This is a genomic window from Mycobacterium sp. (assembly GCF_035640695.1).
GTDB lineage: Bacteria > Actinomycetota > Actinomycetes > Mycobacteriales > Mycobacteriaceae > Mycobacterium.
The window spans coordinates 25,024-41,625 of the sequence record NZ_DASQVQ010000021.1 but is presented as its reverse complement, the minus strand read 5'-3'; the positions used below and the strand labels follow the sequence as shown (position 1 = coordinate 41,625).

Here is a 16,602-nt window from a genome sequence, read left to right as displayed (position 1 = left end):
AACGCAATGGCGAACGCCATCGGGTGCTGGCGCTGTTGCCAGCGATCAAACCGCCGGGCCAGGCCTTCAACGCGATTCACCGGATCGCCGGCCTCACTCGATATGCACCTGAGCGTCGTTGTCCTCGGACACCATGGTCATCGAGGGTAGATCGGCGCGGCCGGTTATCGCCGCGACTAATCTCGCGCGGCACATCGTGTCCCGCCGAACAATGACCGATCGCCGGCTGGCACCGACGATGCAAGTAGGGCGGAAATCCCGCCTGGCCCGACAAAGGAGCTTTCGATGGCAGAGGCCGATCTGAGCGCAAAGTTCGAGACAATCTCCGACAAGGCGAGGGCCGCGAGCGACGAACTGAAGGCCGCCGCCCGCAGGAGCAGGGATCAGCTCAAAACGGACGTTGCCAGCGCGCGGGACCGGGCAGGCGCGGCCGCCGATCAGTTGAAAACCAAGGCAGATGCCGCACGCGCTGACGCGTCGTCGCAGTGGCAGGAGATCCGCGACGGCTGGCACGCCCACGTGGCCAAAGCGCGCACGCGCGTCAAAAAGGCCGAGGACAGATTCGACGCGCGCGAGGCCGCGATGGATGCCGACATGGCAGAGGGATACGCCTACGACGCCATCGCCTTCGCGCTGGACGCGATCGACGAAGCCGAGTACGCGACGCTCACTGCCATGTATGCGCGAGCCAACGCGGCCGCGCAGCGGGTTTGATCGGCACCGAAGCACCCGCCCGACCTCTGAGCTACTCAGCCCCCTCCAACATCGTCAGCTCCTCGTCAAACCATGCACTCACATAACGGATCTTGTTATCGACCCGCTCTTGCCGCAATCCCAACCGTTCGACGATCTCGTTGGCCAGATGACCCGAATGGTGGGATAGTTCTTTCGCCCCACAACTACACGCACCGTCGTCTGCACGGTGACGCTCGATGATCTGGCGAATGCGTTCGATGAGAGCTGTCATGGCGACTTCCCGTTCAGACAAACGCGCTGAGTCCGGTGATAGCACGTCCGACGATGAGGGTGTTCATCTCACGGGTGCCTTCGTAGGAGTAGATCGCTTCGGCGTCGGCGACGAAGCGGCCGACGTTGTGTTCCAGCAGGATTCCGTTGCCGCCGAGCAATTCGCGGGCGTATCCGACGGTTTCGCGCATCCGCACGGTGCACCAGGCCTTGGCCAGAGACGAGTGCCGGTCCTCGGCGCGGCCCGCGTCCTGCAGTTGTGACAGCCGCGCGCACAGCGCCCACGACGATGTGATGTTGCCCAGCATCCGGACCAGCAGGTCTTGTACCAGCTGGAAACCGGCGACCGGCCGACCGAATTGCTCACGCGACAGCGCATAAGCCAATGCGTTGTCGTATGCTCCGCGTGCACAGCCGACGGCCATCCACGCCACCCCGGCGCGCGTCATCCGCAGCACTTCCGCGGTGTCGCGGAACGAATTCGCGTTCTGTAGGCGGTCCGCCTCCGACACGCGGACGTCCTCAAGAGTGATCACCGCGTTCTGCACAATCCGCAACGCGATCTTGTCCTCCAGCTTTGTGGTCGAGAAGCCCGGTGCATCGTTGGCGACAATGAATCCTTTGACTTGGCCGTCGGCGACATCCTTCGCCCAGATCACGGTGAGATCACCGAAGGTGGCGTTGCCGATCCATTTCTTCTGCCCGTTGATGATCCACGAATCGCCGTCGCGGCGGGCCGTCGTCTTCAGACCACGCGAAGCGCCCGAACCGACGTCGGGCTCGGTCAGGCCAAATGCACCGATCTTGTCGAGGCGGGCCATGCCGGGCAGGTAAGACTGCTTCTGTTCCTCACTTCCGCACAGATAGATCGAGCCCATCGATAATCCGCCATGCACGCCGGCGAATGTGGCGATAGAAGGGTCGGTGCGCGCCAGTTCCATTGCGACCATGCCGTCGAGCAGGAATGACCTTCCGGGACAACCGTATCCGTGGTACGGCAGGCCGGACAGCTCCAGTTGCCGGAAGCCAGGCACAATCTCAAACGGAAAACTTCCCCGCTGCCAATGCCGATTGACGGTGGGCTCGACGTCCGATTTCATGAAATGACGCACATTGTGTAGAACCGACAGCTCCTCGTCGTCCAGCAAGGACTCCAGTGCATAGAAGTCGGCGCTGTCGGTGGCGGTGGCGGTGGTCATCGGATCTCCTCACTGCCGATCTCTGAACATCTCAATCACCGGAGCCAGCTCGGCGGCGTTGGTGATCAGGTCCACATGGCCGCCGGCATGCAGGTGCAAGGTGGAATGCGGCAGCAGCCGATGCATGATGCGGGCATTCGCCAATGGAATCACCGGATCGTCGGTACCTGCGATGATCAGCGTGTCCTGCCGGATCAGTGGCAGCGCGAAGATGCTCGTCCACACCATCCCCGCGAGCAGCTGATGAAGGTAACCGACGCGCGAGCCGGCCATCAGCTGACGGTCAAACAGCCGCTTGACGATCGACGGATCCGTGCGGACGGTCCCGCCGTAGATTTCACCGGCGATGGAGGCTGCGTATTCGTGGTCGAGGAACCGGCGCGGGGTAAGCATTTTCGCCAGAACGCTGGGCCGCCCAGGCACCATGATCGCACCCGTACCCGTCGATGCCAGGATCAGCCGCCGGCACCGGTGCGGGTGCTGAAAGGCGAACTGCTGGGCCAGCGCGCCACCCCACGACAGGCCCAGCACGTCGACGGGTCCGTCGAATCCCAGCTTCCTCAGCAGTCGTGCCAGCACCGCGGCCAAGTACGGAAATCCATAGGGCAACGGTGAATCGGGCGAAGCGCCGGTGCCCGGCACGTCGAAGCGCACCACGGTGGTGTCCGAATCAAGTTGCGCCACTAACGGATCGAGAACTTCGAGGCTCGCACCGATGCCGTTACACAGCACCAATGGCACCCCCGTCCCGGCACGGACGTTGGCGCGGATCTGTTGACCGATAACCGGGATGAGATGTTCCACGCTGAACCTCTCCGACATAGCGGCGGTCATGGATACAACACGATCACGTCCGCGACGCAGGCCGGGCGTGGTTCGCCATCGATCTCGTAGGTCACGCCGAATACCGATTCCACGCCCGAGGTTTTCTGCCGGGCGCTCATCACGTCGACGGTGGCGCGGACGTGTGAACCGACCCGCACCGGCGCCGGAAACCGCACCTTGTCGAGCCCGTAATTGAGCGCAGCGGTCAGCTCGCGGATTTGCAGCACGCGTGAAATGGCAACCGGTGCAAGCGACAAGGTGAGATAACCGTGGGCGATGGTGCCCTTGAATGGGCCGTTGGCGGCGCGGGCTGGGTCGGTATGGATCCACTGGTGATCACCCGTGGCATCGGCAAACATGTCCACCTGCTGCTGGGTGATCTGCATCCAGTCGGTGGTACCAAGGCGCTTGCCGACCAGCTTGAGCAGATCGGCTGGCTCGTCAAGAACCAACACGGTCAGTGCTCCAGCACGTAGGTGCCCGGCGCCGGTTCCATCGGTGCTAGGCCGGGGCCGCCGAGCCGGCCCGGCGCGGCGTTCTTCTCGCCGCTGCGCGCGCCGAGCCACGCGACGAAGTCCGGCCACCAGGAGTCGGTGTCCTTCTCAGCCGACTCCACCCAGACGGCCGGATCGGCTTCGTCGACGCCGCCGGCTCGGTAGGACGCCCTTGGATTTCCCGGTGGGTTGACCAGTGCGGCGATATGCCCGCTGGACGACAGGACGAATCGGAGGTTCTCGCTGCCAAGCAGCCGTGCGCTGCGGTAGCAGGCCTGCCAAGGCGAGATGTGGTCGGCGACCCCGGCGACCACATACGCATCCACGGTCAGCTTCGACAGGTCCACCGGGGTGCCCAGCATGCTGACCGCACCCGGTGTGACCAGCGAGTTGTGCAATCCCATCAGGACCATGTCGCGATGCAATGCGGCGGCCATCCGGGTGGTGTCAGCATTCCAGAACAGCACGTCGAACGCCGCCGGCGACTTGCCCTCCACGTAGTTGTTGACCCAATACCGCCACACCAGGTCGGTGGGGCGCAGCCAGGCGAACACCTCCGCCAACGCCCGCCCGTCCAGATAACCCTTCCTGGCAGACAACGCAATCGCGATGTTGGCCATCTCTTCATCGATGGCGGCCGCCGCGAATCCGGCTTTGCGTTGATCGAGCACGGTCACCATCAGAGTGAGACCGGCAAGCCGGTCGGCCTCCCCGATCGCCGACAGGTGGGCGGCTGTCATCGCCGCGAGGATGCCCCCGGAACACGACGCCTGCAGGTGGGTGCGATCAGACCGAGTGATCGTCTCAACCGCATCCATCGCATCCAAGATTGCTTGGCCGTAGGTGTCGAAGTCCCAATCTCGCTGTTCTGCACCCGGATTGCGCCACGAGATCGCGAAGACCTGTTGGCCCTGGCGCAGAAAGTACTCGATCATGCTGCGACCCGGCGCGATGTCCATGATGTAGAACTTGTTGATCACCGGCGGCACCATCAGCAGCGGCACCGACCACACCTGCTCGGTTTGCGGAGTGTACTGAATCAGCTCCAGCACCTCGCACCGAAAGACAACCGCGCCCGGGGTGGTGGCGATGGTTTCGCCAAGGGTGAAGGCATCGGGCTGCACCATTGACGGCACCCGCGGCGCGGAAGCCATGTCGGCGACGAAGTGCCGGATCCCCCGAACCGCGCTCAACCCACCGGTATCGATCAATGCCTTGTACGCCAACGGGTTGAGTAACGGATTATTGCTCGGTGACAGTCCCTCGGTCAGGACGTCTAACACGAACCGAATCCGTTCGGCGTCACGCCAATCCAGCTTCGCATCCGAAAAGAGCTGGTTCACCGTATTATCGGTGGCCAGATAGGCCTGCATCGTCCGCTTGAGCAGCGGATTGCCCTGCCACGCCGGATCGGCGAAACGCTTGTCGCCCTTGGCAGGCGCCAGATCGGAATGGCCCTCGGCGACGGCCATCAGTTCCCGCCCGAGTGCCGCCGCGCGTGCTGCCACCGTACGCGGCTGACGGGCGAGACTGAGCGCGAATCTGCTCCAGGAGACGTTGGGCATCATCCGCTCGGCCACGCCGACCGCCGAACTGGTCAGCAGCAGATCCAGCGGAGCTGCTAATTCCTCGGCGGCCTGTGTTGCGGTGGCTTCCACCTGTCACGCCTCCTCGAGTGGTGGTGGTTTGACCTCGCGCCGCAGCAGCTTTCCGGTCGGCCCGGTCGGAAGGCTGTCCACCAGCCAGATTCGACGCGGGTACTTGTAGGCGGCCACTCGCTGCTTGACGAAGTTGCGCAGCTCCTCCGGGTCTGCCGAGGCACCGTTTTTCAGGACCACGGCGGCACCCACTTCCTCGCCCAACGAGTCGTGCGGCATGCCGATCACCACCACCTGGGCGACGGCGGGATGCTCATGCAAAGCCTCCTCGACCTCGCGCGGGTACACGTTATAGCCGCCGCGGATGATCAGCTCCTTCTTGCGGTCGACCACGTAGTAGTAACCGTCCTCGTCGACTCGACCGATGTCCCCCGTACAGAACCAGCCGTCCTTGATGGCAGTTTGGGTCGCGTCGGGCAGATTCCAGTAGCCCTTCATCACATTCGGGCCCTTGACTTGAATTTCACCCGGCGTCCCCGGGCCCACCTCGTTGCCATCGTCATCGACCAGGCGCATCTGCACCCCTTCGATGGGCGTGCCGATGGACCCCGGCCGGCGCTCTGCGTCGGGATGATTGAACGACACCGCCGGTGACGTCTCCGACAGGCCGTAGCCCTCCAGAATGACCGCCCCAAAGGCCTTTTCGAAATCGTCGAGAACCTGCATTGGCAGAGCCGCACCACCCGACACGCACGTCCGTAACGTCGCGGTCGCTTCTGGTGGGAACTGATCGGCCACCGCGAGCAGCGCCGAGTACATGGTGGGAACCGCCTCCAGCACCGTCACGCGATCGCGGCGGATCCGCTCGATCGCCGTTACGGGATCGAATCGCGGCATCAGCGAAAGTGCAGCGCCCGCCGCGATCGCGGCGTTCATCGCGCACGTCATCCCGAACACGTGGAACAACGGCAGACAGGCGAGCACTACATCGGTGTCGGTCAGCTTCAGCAACGTCCGCACCACGACTTCCTGGTTGGTACTCAGGCTTCCGTGGGTGAGCTCTGCGCCCTTCGGCCGACCGGTCGTGCCCGATGTGTGCAGCACCACCGCGGTGTCGGAATCGGCGCGTCCGACGGGCTCGCCGAACTCGGGCAGATCCTTGGTCAACCACGCCAGTTCGGCATCATCGATAACCCACGGCTCCGAGCCCGCAGCGTAAGCGCCCTCGGCCGCGGCCTCCGAGAATCCGGGGCTCGAGAACACCGCCTTGGCCGCGGTGTTGGACAGGTAGAACTGCACCTCGCGGGCTTTCAGCAGCGGGTTCATCGGCACCACGATTGCGCCCAGCCGCCAAATGCCGTAGTAGCTGATCGGAACGGCAGCGATGTTCGGCAGCATGACAGCCACCCGGTCGCCCGCCCCGATGCCTTTGCGATGTAGAAGCGTGGCGAATCGCGAGGACTCGGCGTCCAGCTCCGCGTAACTCATCGTGCCCACGTCGGTGATCGTGGCCGCCTGATCGGGGATACGCCGCGCGGTAGCAGCAAGGTTGAGCGCAAGATTCGACACGTCGACTCCATCCACAACCGCTTGGCTGACGGTTCCATCGTCTCGTTCGTCTCGCTGGGCGCCATTGTCATGGCGAACAACGTTGACGCTGCCTCGGTGTACGGGCGCACACTGGCCCGCGGGTTGCAGATGTCTAGGGTGCATATCAGGCTCCGCACCGTAATTCGCAAACTGTGCTATGCAACACCATCGCTGCAATGACGTTGTAGTCAAAAACAGCACCAATGGTTCCGCTCGGAACAACAATGACTTCTTGCCACCGTCGGTCGGTCGGAAGACTGGCCACGGCGGTCGCATAGCGACACTCGCGTGCATAACTATCAAATCGATTGGTTGGAGCAACGATGAATACGACCCGTCAGGCCGCCACGACAGCCTCGGACCGGCCACGTCCGGTCCTCGACCTCGTCCATGCGACTACGCGATATTGGTGGCTGCTTCTCATCACCGGCGTGGCCTGGATAGTCATCGCCGTCGTGATCCTGCGGTTCAACTACACCACGGTCGCGACGATAGCCGCGCTTTTCGGTGTCTTCAGTTTCGTCGCGGCGGCGAACGAAATCATGGTGGGTGCGGTGTCGTCAAAGGGCTGGCGCATCCTGCACTGGCTGCTGGCGGCGTTGTTTGTGGTCGTCGGGGTATTCGCATTCCTCCGTCCATCGGACACTTTCGTCGCGTTGGCCGCGATAATGAGCTTCTACTTCGTCTTCCGGGGCGCCTTCGATATCGCGATGGCAATTTCGGCGAGCAGGACGCCCGGGTGGTGGGTGTTGCTGCTTGGTGGCCTGGCCGAACTGGCGATCGGATTCTGGGCGGCCGGTTCCTGGAAGGCGTCGGTTACGGTCCTGGTCGCGTGGGTCGCCGCCGGAGCGCTGATTCAAGGGATCGGCCAGATCGCTTCGGCGTTCATGGTTCGAGACGCCGGCCGCGACGCCACCGCGCTGGAAAATCACCTGGCCAGGCCATGACGACGCCGCACGCCCAGGGGCGCATACCGCGATTGCCCATCCCGCAATTGATTCCGCGCCGGTTGCTGCGCAGCGGTCAGGTGCACCATCCGGCCGTGGTGGAGGAGGCACACAGACGGAGCCAGGATCTTCAGCTCCGTCTGGCCGACCGAATTACCACGTTCGCCGGGTCGATGAACTTCGTCTGGCTTCACGCGGCGCTGTTTGCCGTGTGGATGCTGCTTCTGGAACGAAGCCCATGGCCCACGTTGACCCTGGTGGTATCGCTGGAGGCGATTTTCCTTTCGACCTTCGTGATGATCGGGCAAAACCGGCAGGCGGCCTTTCAGCAGGCCAAGGCCGACCACGACTACCACGCCCAAGACATCGAGCTCAAGACCAACACGGAGCTGACTCGCCAAATTCACTTGTTGACAGCGGAATTGCACAAGCGCTTCATCGAACAATCGGCTTCCGGGTCCCCCGGTTCCCCAGCGGCCACATGAGATGGCGATAACGACCCCAGACGCAGCAATCGCGAGCGTCGCCGATGCTTACTCAGGAACTGTTTTTTCCGGCTCTCGACGAAGCATGACTCGGATGATGGTGAAATTCCGCCGGCGCGGTCCGCGCTGTGAAACACTTCGGACATGACTACCAGCCCGTTTCCGCGCCTTGTGCAACGGTTGTGGTTATCCGCGATTGTCTCCGGGGTCCTTGCGGTGATCCTCGGAGTCGTCATCCTGCTGTGGCCAGGACCTTCGATCGTTGTGGCCGCCGTCTTGTTCGGCGTGTACCTGGTGGTCTCCGGCGTCTGGCAGGTTATCTTCGCGTTCAGCCTGCCGGTGTCAGCGGGTGGAAGAGTCTTGCTCCTCATCAGCGGCGCAGCATCGCTGATCCTCGCGGTGTTAGCGTTTCGCCACTTTGGTGAGGGATACGCAATTCTCTTACTCGCCATCTGGATCGCGGTCGGATTCATCTTCCGCGGCGTGTCGACGACGGCAATGGGCGTCAGCGATCGGGGGGTTCCCGGTCGCGGTTGGGCCATTTTCTTCGGAGTCATCAGCATCATCGCCGGAATCGTGGTTCTTGCATGGCCTTTCGACTCGATCGTCACACTGGCTCTGGTGGTCGGTATCTGGCTGATCGTCATTGGTGTGATGGAGATCGTGTCCGGTTTCGCGATGCGCAGCGATGTGAAGAAGGCCGAGAAGATAACGCAACCCCGTGCGGCCTGAGTCTTCGCTCATGTGGCTGAGAACAACGTCGGCTACATAAGGCGGCGTTGCACCTCGAAGGCAAGGCACAGTTCGGCGAGATCGCGCGGGTTCGACAAGGACCGCCCGGTACACCGCTCGATGCGGTGCAGCCGGTAGCGCACGGTATTGGGGTGACAGAACAACAAGTCGCCGACCGTGCGCATCGATCCGTCGTTTTCCACCCACGCCCGAAACGTCTCGAACAACACCTCGCGCTCCTGGTCGGCAAGTCCGGCGAAACCATCAATGGTGGGCGTGACCAGCTTGACCAACACTTCGGGCGCGCTGACCGCGGCGCTTGCCAATATCGAGCCGTCGAACACCGAGACGAGCAGGCCCGGGTCGGGCCGGCCGACCAGCATCATGCGGGCGAACCGCAGCGCCTGAGCCGCGTCACGCAGGTCATCGAAGCGCGCGCTCACCCCGACCCGGGCGGTGGCCAACCGCGACACCAATGCCAGCACATCGCCGAGGGATTTGTCCCTCCTCACGTGCACGATGCCCACGTGCACGTCGGGCAGCAATCGCCACGCGGAGAACACATCAAAGCTGCGCAGCTTCGACTCGATGTTCGGCAGCGCTTCGCTGCCCGCAACCGCAACCTCGGCCGCGATCACCACGTATGGACCGCTGGTCGGCAGTCGAAGATGGTCGGCGGCTTCCCACAGGCTCCATCGCTCGACGACCCGTCCGTGCAGTAGTGAGTCCATCAGCATCGAGCGCTGCGACGCGTCACTGCGTAGCGTGCGGGTCTGCTCGTCGCGGTATCCGACCGCCATCGCGTCGGTGAAGACTTCCTGGGCGGCAAGCAGTTTCGCCGTCAATGTGCGCAGGGCATCGCCGCTGACATTCCGGCTCGCCGCTTCGGTGACCACGGCGTCCCAGACCCGGTGGAATCCGACGCGGTAGGCCTCCATCACCGATGACAGCGGCATGCCGTCGTGGGCACGCTCGACGCCGAGCTCGGTCGCAGCGGTGGTGTCGAATTCGGCGTCGGCGGCAATCGCGGCGAAGATCGGCCGCATGTTGGCCGCGCAGCCTGCGGCGACCACATCGACCGGCACCGGTGCGGCCCCGTCATACAGGTGCACCTCGCGCGTGATTGCGAGGGCGAGTTGGACCGCGAGTTCATCGGTGCGCAAATGGATCGCCTGGGCCACCTCAGCGACCTGCTGTTGCACGCCGTGGGCCACCTCAGGGACCTGCTGTTGCACGCCGAGGGCCACCTCAGCGACCAGCTGTTGTACGCCGTTGTTATTCATGCGCGGCAGATTAGGGGAGCGCGAAACCGTCGCCTTGTGCCAAAACAACAAAAAACGGCGTAGCCGTTGTCATCCAGACAATGACAGCGCCGCAACTGACCGGGTATCTACACGCGGTCGGCCACTTCGACCCGATGCGGGTCTATCGGGTATCGGGCTGCAGAACCGCGGTGCCGTAGCAGTGACAGATAAGCAAGGCGAGTTCGACGTCGAGCCGGTCACTGCCGATGTCGCGGCCGCGCCGGTCGATGGCGCGGCCAACGCGATACTTCACCGAATTGAAGTGCAAGCTGAGCTCCTGGGCGGCCGTCTTGTAGCTGCAACCGCAACCCAGATACACCCGCAGCGTCTCGCGCAGCCGCGCGTCGTTCTCGGTGTCGGCGGCGAGGTCGCCGAGGACTTCGGCGACCCATGCGCGGGTGTCGACGACATCGCCACCGAGCAGCGCCGCGACAGACACCCCCGGGTCGGTGGCCGCGATCACCGTCGGCTGATGCCCGCCCCCAACGATCGCAACGCGGCGTGCACCCTCGGCCTCCCGATGCGATCGGCGGAAACCCTCGATGCCGCCGGCCATCGTCCCGATTGCCACGCTCGGAGAACCCGTTCGCGCTAGCGTGAACCGACGGACTTTGGCCGAAGCGCCTGCGGCCGCGCCACGATAGGGCAGCCAACCCCATCCGCATGTCCGGTCGGCGGCAACGAAAAGCGGGGCCGCGCCGGCGCCCGTTGCTTGGCCAAGTTCGCGCAGGAACCGTTGCAGCCGGGCAAGCTCATCACCTTCGGTGCCCACATCCGGATACCACATGACAAGCGCGAGGTGGTGCCATTGCAGCGGATAGCGGATCGATGTCATTGCGGCATCTACGTCGACCGACTTGCGAGCTTCCAGAAGCTCGCGAACCCGCACCGCGCGAAGACTGTTCTGGTTTTCCAGCCATCGTTCGCGTTCGTCTTCGTACACGGCGACGACCTGCTGCGAAACCGAGTCGATGTACTCGAACAGCATGGTGGTGATCGCCTCCAGAATGGTGTAGCGCGCCCATTCCGGGACGTCGCTCGCGCGCACCTCAGCGAACACGATTTCGTTCATGTGGCGCTGGCCCAACCGATAGGCGCGTACCAGCGCGTTGACGGGGACGCCGTGTTGCGCCAATCGTCGGGCGTACTCCAGCGCGGCGGTTGGCGCCTCGACACGCTCCACGGCGATGTCGTAGCGCAGCGCTTCCAGCACGTTGTCGACGTTGCCCTCCACGCTCGCCCCGAGCAGCTCCATGAGCCGGGCATCGCCGTGCAACTCGGGAATCTGATCCTCAAGGACACGGCGCATGGAGGACGACACCTCCGCCAGGCGAGCGTGCAGCCGGGCGGCCGTCTCCGCGACACTGCGCCTTATATCGACGTCTCTTTCGAGACTCGCTTTCGCCATGTCCACGACGCTAGCCCCTGCGATCGCCACTAGCAGGCGATTCACGGTGGTCAAAGCGTTGTTTCCGGGCGACAACAACCTCGACGCATTTCGTCGATCGGCGACTGCACCAGCGCACGACCGAGCCCTACCGTTGTCGCCACTCACCCACCGCAACCAAAGGAGTGCAGGCCCATGAACCTGGCGGCCTTGCCCGACCTCCGCGCAGCCGAAGATCCGGAGGGGCCGGCGGTCGCCGATGACCACGCCGACCTCAACAACGCCCAGTTTCTGGGTGCCGTGCGCCGCGCCGCCGCGTGCTTGCGTGGCCGCAGCGTAACGGCCGGCGATGTCGTCGCGATCATGCTGCCCAACACCGCCAGCTTTGTCGTTTCGATGTTCGCGGCGTGGCGGGTGGGCGCCACGATCACGCCGGTCAACCCGACGCTGCGCCCGGCGGAAGTGCGCTATCAGCTCTCCGATGCGGGCGCCAAGGTGCTGATCGTCGACACCTCCCCCGGGTTCTACGCGGGAGTGTCGGTGGTGGCGACCCACGAATTGGACAGCCCGGAGCCCACTGTCGGGGTCAACGTACCGCAGGTCGAGGACGATTTGCTGGCGCTTCTGGTCTACACCAGCGGCACCACGGGCCGGCCCAAGGGCGTGATGCTCGACCACGCCAACCTCGATGCGATGTGCCACGCGGTGATCGACGCGCTCGAACTTACGCGTACCGACCACAGCCTGTTGATCCTGCCGCTGTTTCACGTCAACGGAATCGTGGTCGGGACCCTCTCGCCGCTGCTGGCCGGGGGCCGGACGAGCGTTGCCGGACGGTTCAACACAGATACGTTCTTCGAACGGATCGAGCGAACCCGCGCGACATACTTTTCCGGGGTACCGACGATTTTTACGATGCTGTGCGGCCTACCCGACAGTGTGAAACCCGACGCGTCATCGGTTCGGTTCGCCATCTGTGGGGCGGCGCCGGCCAGCGTTTCCTTGCTGGAACGGTTCGAGTCGCGTTACGGCATTCCGATCATCGAGGGCTACGGACTGTCTGAAGGCTCGTGCGCCAGCACGTTGAACCCGCTTTCCGGCGAACGCAAGGCGGGCACGGTCGGACTACCGCTACCAGGTCAAACGATTCGGCTCGTTGATGCAAACGGCCGGCCCGTACCCGGCGGAGCGGCCGGCGAGGTCGTGATAAAGGGCCCCAACGTCATGCGCGGGTACCTGCACAAACCCGAGGAAACTGCCAAGACGCTCGTCGACGGCTGGCTGCATACCGGCGACATCGGACGATTCGACGAGGACGGCTACCTCGTGCTGGTCGACCGTGCGAAGGACATGATCATCCGCGGTGGGGAGAACATCTACCCCAAGGAGATCGAAGCCGTTGCGCAAGAACTCCCGCAGATCGCCGAGGCAGCCGTGGTCGGGCGCGCCAACACCGTCTATGGAGAAGAGCCGGTGCTGTTCGTCTCGCTGCACTCCGGCGCCGAGCTCAGCACCGACGCGATAGATGCGCACCTACGTGACTCGCTATCGAAATACAAGCTCCCGGTTGAGATCACGATTCTCGACGACCTTCCCAAGAATGCCGTCGGCAAGATCGTCAAACCCGAGTTGCGCCAACTGTGCTCCGGCACGCACTGAACCAAACCGACTCGACAAAGGAGAGCTGAAATGGGCTTCACCAAACCACATCTGCCCGAAGTGGACCCGGATGCCTTCCTGCAGAAGCCGCTCATGGAGCGGATGCGAATCCTCGCGCTGAACTGGGCCGAGAACGGATTCGGTTCGCCGCGAATGGTGCACACGCTCTACATCGCCAAGCTGGTGCTGTTCTACGCCTTGGGCGGCGTTCTGGTGGCCACGCTCACGTCGCACCTGCCAGCGTTTTGGCGCGTCTCCGAGTGGTGGAACCAGCCGATCGTCTACCAGAAGGCCATCCTGTGGACGGTGCTCTTGGAGACGATCGGCGTGGCCGGATCCTGGGGCCCGCTGGCCGGCAAGATCAAACCGATGACCGGCGGCATCCTGTTTTGGGCGCGACCCGGAACGATCCGGCTGAGGCCGTGGCGCTGGATACCATTCACGTCCGGGGACCGGCGCACGCTCGTCGATGTCGTTATCTACTTCGCGCTTCTGATCAGCGTCGCGATCCCGCTGTTTTCGCCCGGGGTGCACAGCGATTCGCTGTCGCGAGCGATGCCGGACAACACGTCGGGGCTGGTGGATCCGAGGCTGCTCGTCGCGCCGATTGCGCTGCTGGTGCTGATCGGGTTGCGAGACAAGATCATCTTCCTGGCCGCCCGTGGAGAGCAGTATCTGCCGGCCCTGATCATCTTCGCGGTGTTCCCGTTCGTCAACATGATCATCGCGCTGAAGCTGCTGATCGTGGTGGTGTGGGTCGGCGCCGGGGTGTCGAAGTTCGGCAAGCACTTCGCCAACGTGGTGCCGCCGATGGTGAGCAACAGCCCCTCTGTTCCGTTCAAATGGCTCAAGCGCGCGCACTACCGCGACTTCCCGCGGGATCTCCGCCCATCGCGGGTGGCCGACGTGATGGCTCACATCGCCGGCACGACCGTGGAGATCATCGCCCCGTTGGCGCTGTTGTTGTCGCCGTGGCCGTGGCTGACCGTGCTCGCCGCGGTGATCATGGTGGCGTTCCACCTGTTCATCATCTCGACGTTCCCGTTGGCGGTTCCGCTGGAGTGGAACGTGCTGTTCGCGTACGCCACGATCTGTTTGTTCCTCGGCTTTCCGTCCTGGCGGGGCTATGGCGTCACCGACATGTCACCGCCGTGGCTGGCACTTGTGGTCGCGGCCGCCCTGCTGTTCTACCCGGTCCTGGGCAACTTCCGGCCTGACAAGGTGTCGTTCTTGCCCTCGATGCGCCAGTACGCCGGCAATTGGGCGTCGGCGGTGTGGGCGTTCGCGCCGGGCGGGGAGGCGAAACTCAACCAGGTCACGCGGACCGCCAAGAATCAGGTCGACCAGTTCGTCGATTTCGGTTACGAGCCAAAGTGGGCCGAGATCACCATGCAGCAGACGGCTGCCTGGCGCACGATGCACAGCCAAGGCCGCGGCCTGTTCTCGGTGCTGCTGAAAAACCTGCCCGACATCGACACCCGCTCCGTGCGGGAGGGTGAGTTCGTGTGCAACTCATTGGTCGGTTTCAACTTCGGCGACGGACACTTGCACAACGAAGACATGATCGCCGCGATGCAGAGGGAGGCGGCTTTCGAGCCGGGTGAGCTCGTGGTCGCGTGGGTGGAGTCGCAGGGTTGGGGCAGCGAGGTCCAGCACTACAAGGTGATCGACGCGGCGCTCGGCGTGATCGAGCGGGGCACCTGGAAGGTGTGCGACGCCGTCAAGGAACAGCCATGGCTGCCCAACGGGCCGATTCCCACCGAGGTGACCTGGTCGCTGGCCGGGGCGAAATGACCAACTCGCAAGCGATCTCTGAGGCGGATCGCGCGTGAGTACCAGCGAGAAGCCGAAGGCGGATCGCGCATGAGTACCGCGATCGTCGTGGGGGCCGGGCCGAACGGCCTGGCCGCCGCGGTCAGGCTGGCCGGGGCCGGTGTCGCGGTCACGGTGCTGGAAGCCGCCGATGAAATCGGCGGCGGCACCCGCACCAGCGAGGAAATCGTTCCCGGCCTGCTGCACGACCACTGCTCGGCGATCCACCCGATGGCTGTGGGCTCGCAGTTTCTGCGCCGGCTCGGGCTGGACCGGTATGGTCTCGAATGGCGCCGTCCGGAAATCGATTGCGTCCACCCGCTGGACGGCGGCAGCGCCGGAGTGCTGTGCCGCTCGGTGGACGCCACGGCCAACGGGCTGGGCGTCGACGGCTCCCGGTGGTGCAGGCTATTCGGCTGGCCGTCGGAGCGGTTCGACGTCCTCTCCGAGGACATCATGCGACCGCTGCTGCGGGTCCCGCGCCACCCGCTCGTGCTGGCCCGATTCGGTGCGCCGACGGTGCTGCCGGCGTCAACCCTTGCCAGGTGGTTTCGCACCCCGGAAGCCCGCGCGTTGTTCGGAGGCGTTGCGGCACACGCATTCCGGCCATTGCACTATCCCATGGCATCGGCGATAGGGGTGGGCATCATCGCCGCGGGCCATCGTCACGGCTGGGCCGTCGCAGCCGGTGGTTCGCAGGCGATCACCAACGCGCTCGCGTCGCTGCTCGTCGACCTGGGCGGCAAGATCGAAACAGGCACGCGAATTGAGACGGCCTCTCAACTACCTTCGGCCGACGTGACAATGTTCGATCTGGCGCCCGAAGCCGTCGCCGGCGTTCTCGCCGATCGCCTTCCGCCCCGGGTTGCCACCGCCTACCGGCGGTTTCGCCGGGGTCCGGGCGCGTTCAAAGTCGACTTCGCGGTTGACGGCGCCGTCCCCTGGACCAATTCGGCTGCGCGTCACGCCGGGACGGTTCATGTGGTGGGGACCTTCGCCGAACTCGCCGCCACGGAACGCGACATCCATGCCGGACGCATGCCGGAGCGGCCATTCGTGCTGGTCGGGCAGCAATACCTGGCCGACCCGCAACGCTCGGCGGGCAACATCAATCCGGTGTGGACATACGCACACGTGCCAAACGGGTATTCGGGTGACGCCACCGCCGCGATCATCGCCCAGATCGAGCGGTTCGCGCCGGGCTTCCGGGAGCGCATCGTCGGCCAGCGTGTCCGCACTACCGCCCAAATGGCCTGCTACAACCCAAGTTACGTGGGCGGTGACATCATGACCGGGTCGAAGGACCTCCGCCAGCTGACGTTCGGACCGCGAATCACGCTGTCGCCGTACAAGATCGGGGTCCCCGGCATGTTCATCTGCTCGGCGGCCACGCCGCCCGGCCCGGGCGCTCACGGAATGTGTGGCGCCAACGCTGCCGGAATTGCGCTCAGTGAGCTTGGTCAACGGTGATCGATTCGCTGACTTCACCCACCGCGGGTGGACCCTGGTGGACGGCACGAGCGTGCTGATCCGCCAACTTGGCCGGAATACCGCCGGTCGCCACGAGCAGCGATATTGTGTCGTTACTGGTCGATCAATGGAGG

The 16,602-nt window shown here is 64.3% G+C and carries 15 protein-coding genes; 7 read left to right on the top strand and 8 right to left on the bottom strand.

Annotated features, from left to right (window positions below; all coding sequences use genetic code 11):
- Nucleotides 1-285 precede the first annotated feature (285 nt).
- Nucleotides 286-714 carry a hypothetical protein gene (locus VE759_RS02795; protein ID WP_324928014.1) on the top strand — a complete coding sequence of 143 codons (429 nt, stop codon included), beginning with the start codon at nucleotides 286-288 and terminating at the stop codon, nucleotides 712-714.
- Nucleotides 715-745: 31 nt separating this feature from the next.
- Here VE759_RS02795 and VE759_RS02790 read toward each other — a convergent pair whose 3' ends face one another.
- From VE759_RS02790 to VE759_RS02765, 6 genes are read right to left on the bottom strand one after another with little or no spacing between them, the layout of a single operon-like run.
- The gene (locus tag VE759_RS02790; protein WP_324928012.1) at nucleotides 746-967 is read right to left on the bottom strand and encodes a hypothetical protein; all 222 of its coding nucleotides are present in this window, start codon (nucleotides 965-967) and stop codon (nucleotides 746-748) included.
- A gap of 13 nt (nucleotides 968-980) precedes the next feature.
- Nucleotides 981-2,165 carry an acyl-CoA dehydrogenase family protein gene (locus VE759_RS02785; RefSeq protein WP_324928010.1) on the bottom strand — a complete coding sequence of 395 codons (1,185 nt, stop codon included), beginning with the start codon at nucleotides 2,163-2,165 and terminating at the stop codon, nucleotides 981-983.
- A 9-nt stretch (nucleotides 2,166-2,174) separates the two neighbouring features.
- Nucleotides 2,175-2,999: a poly(3-hydroxyalkanoate) depolymerase gene (gene phaZ / locus VE759_RS02780; protein ID WP_324928008.1), complete on the bottom strand. Its 825-nt coding sequence runs from the start codon at nucleotides 2,997-2,999 to the stop codon at nucleotides 2,175-2,177.
- The gene (locus VE759_RS02775) at nucleotides 2,996-3,445 is read right to left on the bottom strand and encodes a MaoC family dehydratase (protein WP_414687817.1); all 450 of its coding nucleotides are present in this window, start codon (nucleotides 3,443-3,445) and stop codon (nucleotides 2,996-2,998) included. The genes phaZ and VE759_RS02775 overlap by 4 nt, the downstream gene beginning before the upstream one ends.
- 2 nt (nucleotides 3,446-3,447) lie before the next feature.
- Nucleotides 3,448-5,142 (bottom strand): PHA/PHB synthase family protein, encoded by a 1,695-nt coding sequence (locus tag VE759_RS02770; RefSeq protein ID WP_324928006.1) that lies wholly within the window; start codon nucleotides 5,140-5,142, stop codon nucleotides 3,448-3,450.
- 3 nt (nucleotides 5,143-5,145) lie between these two features.
- The gene (locus VE759_RS02765) at nucleotides 5,146-6,651 is read right to left on the bottom strand and encodes a long-chain fatty acid--CoA ligase (protein WP_324928004.1); all 1,506 of its coding nucleotides are present in this window, start codon (nucleotides 6,649-6,651) and stop codon (nucleotides 5,146-5,148) included.
- A 344-nt stretch (nucleotides 6,652-6,995) separates the two neighbouring features.
- On the opposite strand from VE759_RS02765, the gene VE759_RS02760 reads away from it, so the two are divergent.
- The 3 genes from VE759_RS02760 to VE759_RS02750 all read left to right on the top strand — a co-directional run bounded on the left by VE759_RS02760 (nucleotide 6,996) and on the right by VE759_RS02750 (nucleotide 8,836).
- Nucleotides 6,996-7,619 (top strand): HdeD family acid-resistance protein, encoded by a 624-nt coding sequence (locus VE759_RS02760; RefSeq protein WP_324928002.1) that lies wholly within the window; start codon nucleotides 6,996-6,998, stop codon nucleotides 7,617-7,619.
- Nucleotides 7,616-8,104, top strand: coding sequence for a DUF1003 domain-containing protein (locus VE759_RS02755; protein WP_324928000.1), 489 nt, complete (start codon nucleotides 7,616-7,618; stop codon nucleotides 8,102-8,104). Before VE759_RS02760 ends, VE759_RS02755 begins: the two co-directional genes overlap by 4 nt.
- Before the next feature lie 144 nt (nucleotides 8,105-8,248).
- The gene (locus VE759_RS02750; protein ID WP_324927999.1) at nucleotides 8,249-8,836 is read left to right on the top strand and encodes an HdeD family acid-resistance protein; all 588 of its coding nucleotides are present in this window, start codon (nucleotides 8,249-8,251) and stop codon (nucleotides 8,834-8,836) included.
- A 32-nt stretch (nucleotides 8,837-8,868) separates the two neighbouring features.
- Here the strand turns inward: VE759_RS02750 and VE759_RS02745 are convergent, their stop codons facing one another.
- Together VE759_RS02745 and VE759_RS02740 are read right to left on the bottom strand one after the other, a co-directional pair.
- Complete coding sequence (locus VE759_RS02745) at nucleotides 8,869-10,119, bottom strand: helix-turn-helix domain-containing protein (RefSeq protein ID WP_324927997.1); 1,251 nt, start codon at nucleotides 10,117-10,119, stop codon at nucleotides 8,869-8,871.
- Between the two features lie 142 nt (nucleotides 10,120-10,261).
- Nucleotides 10,262-11,548: a PucR family transcriptional regulator gene (locus tag VE759_RS02740; protein ID WP_324927995.1), complete on the bottom strand. Its 1,287-nt coding sequence runs from the start codon at nucleotides 11,546-11,548 to the stop codon at nucleotides 10,262-10,264.
- 174 nt (nucleotides 11,549-11,722) lie between these two features.
- Between VE759_RS02740 and VE759_RS02735 the strand changes: the two genes are divergently transcribed.
- From VE759_RS02735 to VE759_RS02725, 3 genes are all read left to right on the top strand, one after another.
- Nucleotides 11,723-13,186 (top strand): class I adenylate-forming enzyme family protein, encoded by a 1,464-nt coding sequence (locus VE759_RS02735; RefSeq protein WP_324927993.1) that lies wholly within the window; start codon nucleotides 11,723-11,725, stop codon nucleotides 13,184-13,186.
- 30 nt (nucleotides 13,187-13,216) lie between these two features.
- On the top strand, nucleotides 13,217-14,980 hold the full coding sequence (locus VE759_RS02730; protein ID WP_324927991.1) for a DUF3556 domain-containing protein: 1,764 nt from the start codon (nucleotides 13,217-13,219) through the stop codon (nucleotides 14,978-14,980).
- A gap of 69 nt (nucleotides 14,981-15,049) precedes the next feature.
- The gene (locus tag VE759_RS02725) at nucleotides 15,050-16,468 is read left to right on the top strand and encodes an NAD(P)/FAD-dependent oxidoreductase (RefSeq protein WP_324927990.1); all 1,419 of its coding nucleotides are present in this window, start codon (nucleotides 15,050-15,052) and stop codon (nucleotides 16,466-16,468) included.
- Nucleotides 16,469-16,602: the final 134 nt, after the last annotated feature.

Coding starts and splice junctions, on each gene's coding strand:
- phaZ (WP_324928008.1), bottom strand. CDS start 2,999: ATGACCGCCGCTATGTCGGAGAGGTTCAGCGTGGAACATCTCATCCCG.
- VE759_RS02760 (WP_324928002.1), top strand. CDS start 6,996: ATGAATACGACCCGTCAGGCCGCCACGACAGCCTCGGACCGGCCACGT.
- VE759_RS02795 (WP_324928014.1), top strand. CDS start 286: ATGGCAGAGGCCGATCTGAGCGCAAAGTTCGAGACAATCTCCGACAAG.
- VE759_RS02725 (WP_324927990.1), top strand. CDS start 15,050: ATGAGTACCGCGATCGTCGTGGGGGCCGGGCCGAACGGCCTGGCCGCC.
- VE759_RS02745 (WP_324927997.1), bottom strand. CDS start 10,119: ATGAATAACAACGGCGTACAACAGCTGGTCGCTGAGGTGGCCCTCGGC.
- VE759_RS02750 (WP_324927999.1), top strand. CDS start 8,249: ATGACTACCAGCCCGTTTCCGCGCCTTGTGCAACGGTTGTGGTTATCC.
- VE759_RS02740 (WP_324927995.1), bottom strand. CDS start 11,548: ATGGCGAAAGCGAGTCTCGAAAGAGACGTCGATATAAGGCGCAGTGTC.
- VE759_RS02730 (WP_324927991.1), top strand. CDS start 13,217: ATGGGCTTCACCAAACCACATCTGCCCGAAGTGGACCCGGATGCCTTC.
- VE759_RS02785 (WP_324928010.1), bottom strand. CDS start 2,165: ATGACCACCGCCACCGCCACCGACAGCGCCGACTTCTATGCACTGGAG.
- VE759_RS02735 (WP_324927993.1), top strand. CDS start 11,723: ATGAACCTGGCGGCCTTGCCCGACCTCCGCGCAGCCGAAGATCCGGAG.
- VE759_RS02790 (WP_324928012.1), bottom strand. CDS start 967: ATGACAGCTCTCATCGAACGCATTCGCCAGATCATCGAGCGTCACCGT.
- VE759_RS02755 (WP_324928000.1), top strand. CDS start 7,616: ATGACGACGCCGCACGCCCAGGGGCGCATACCGCGATTGCCCATCCCG.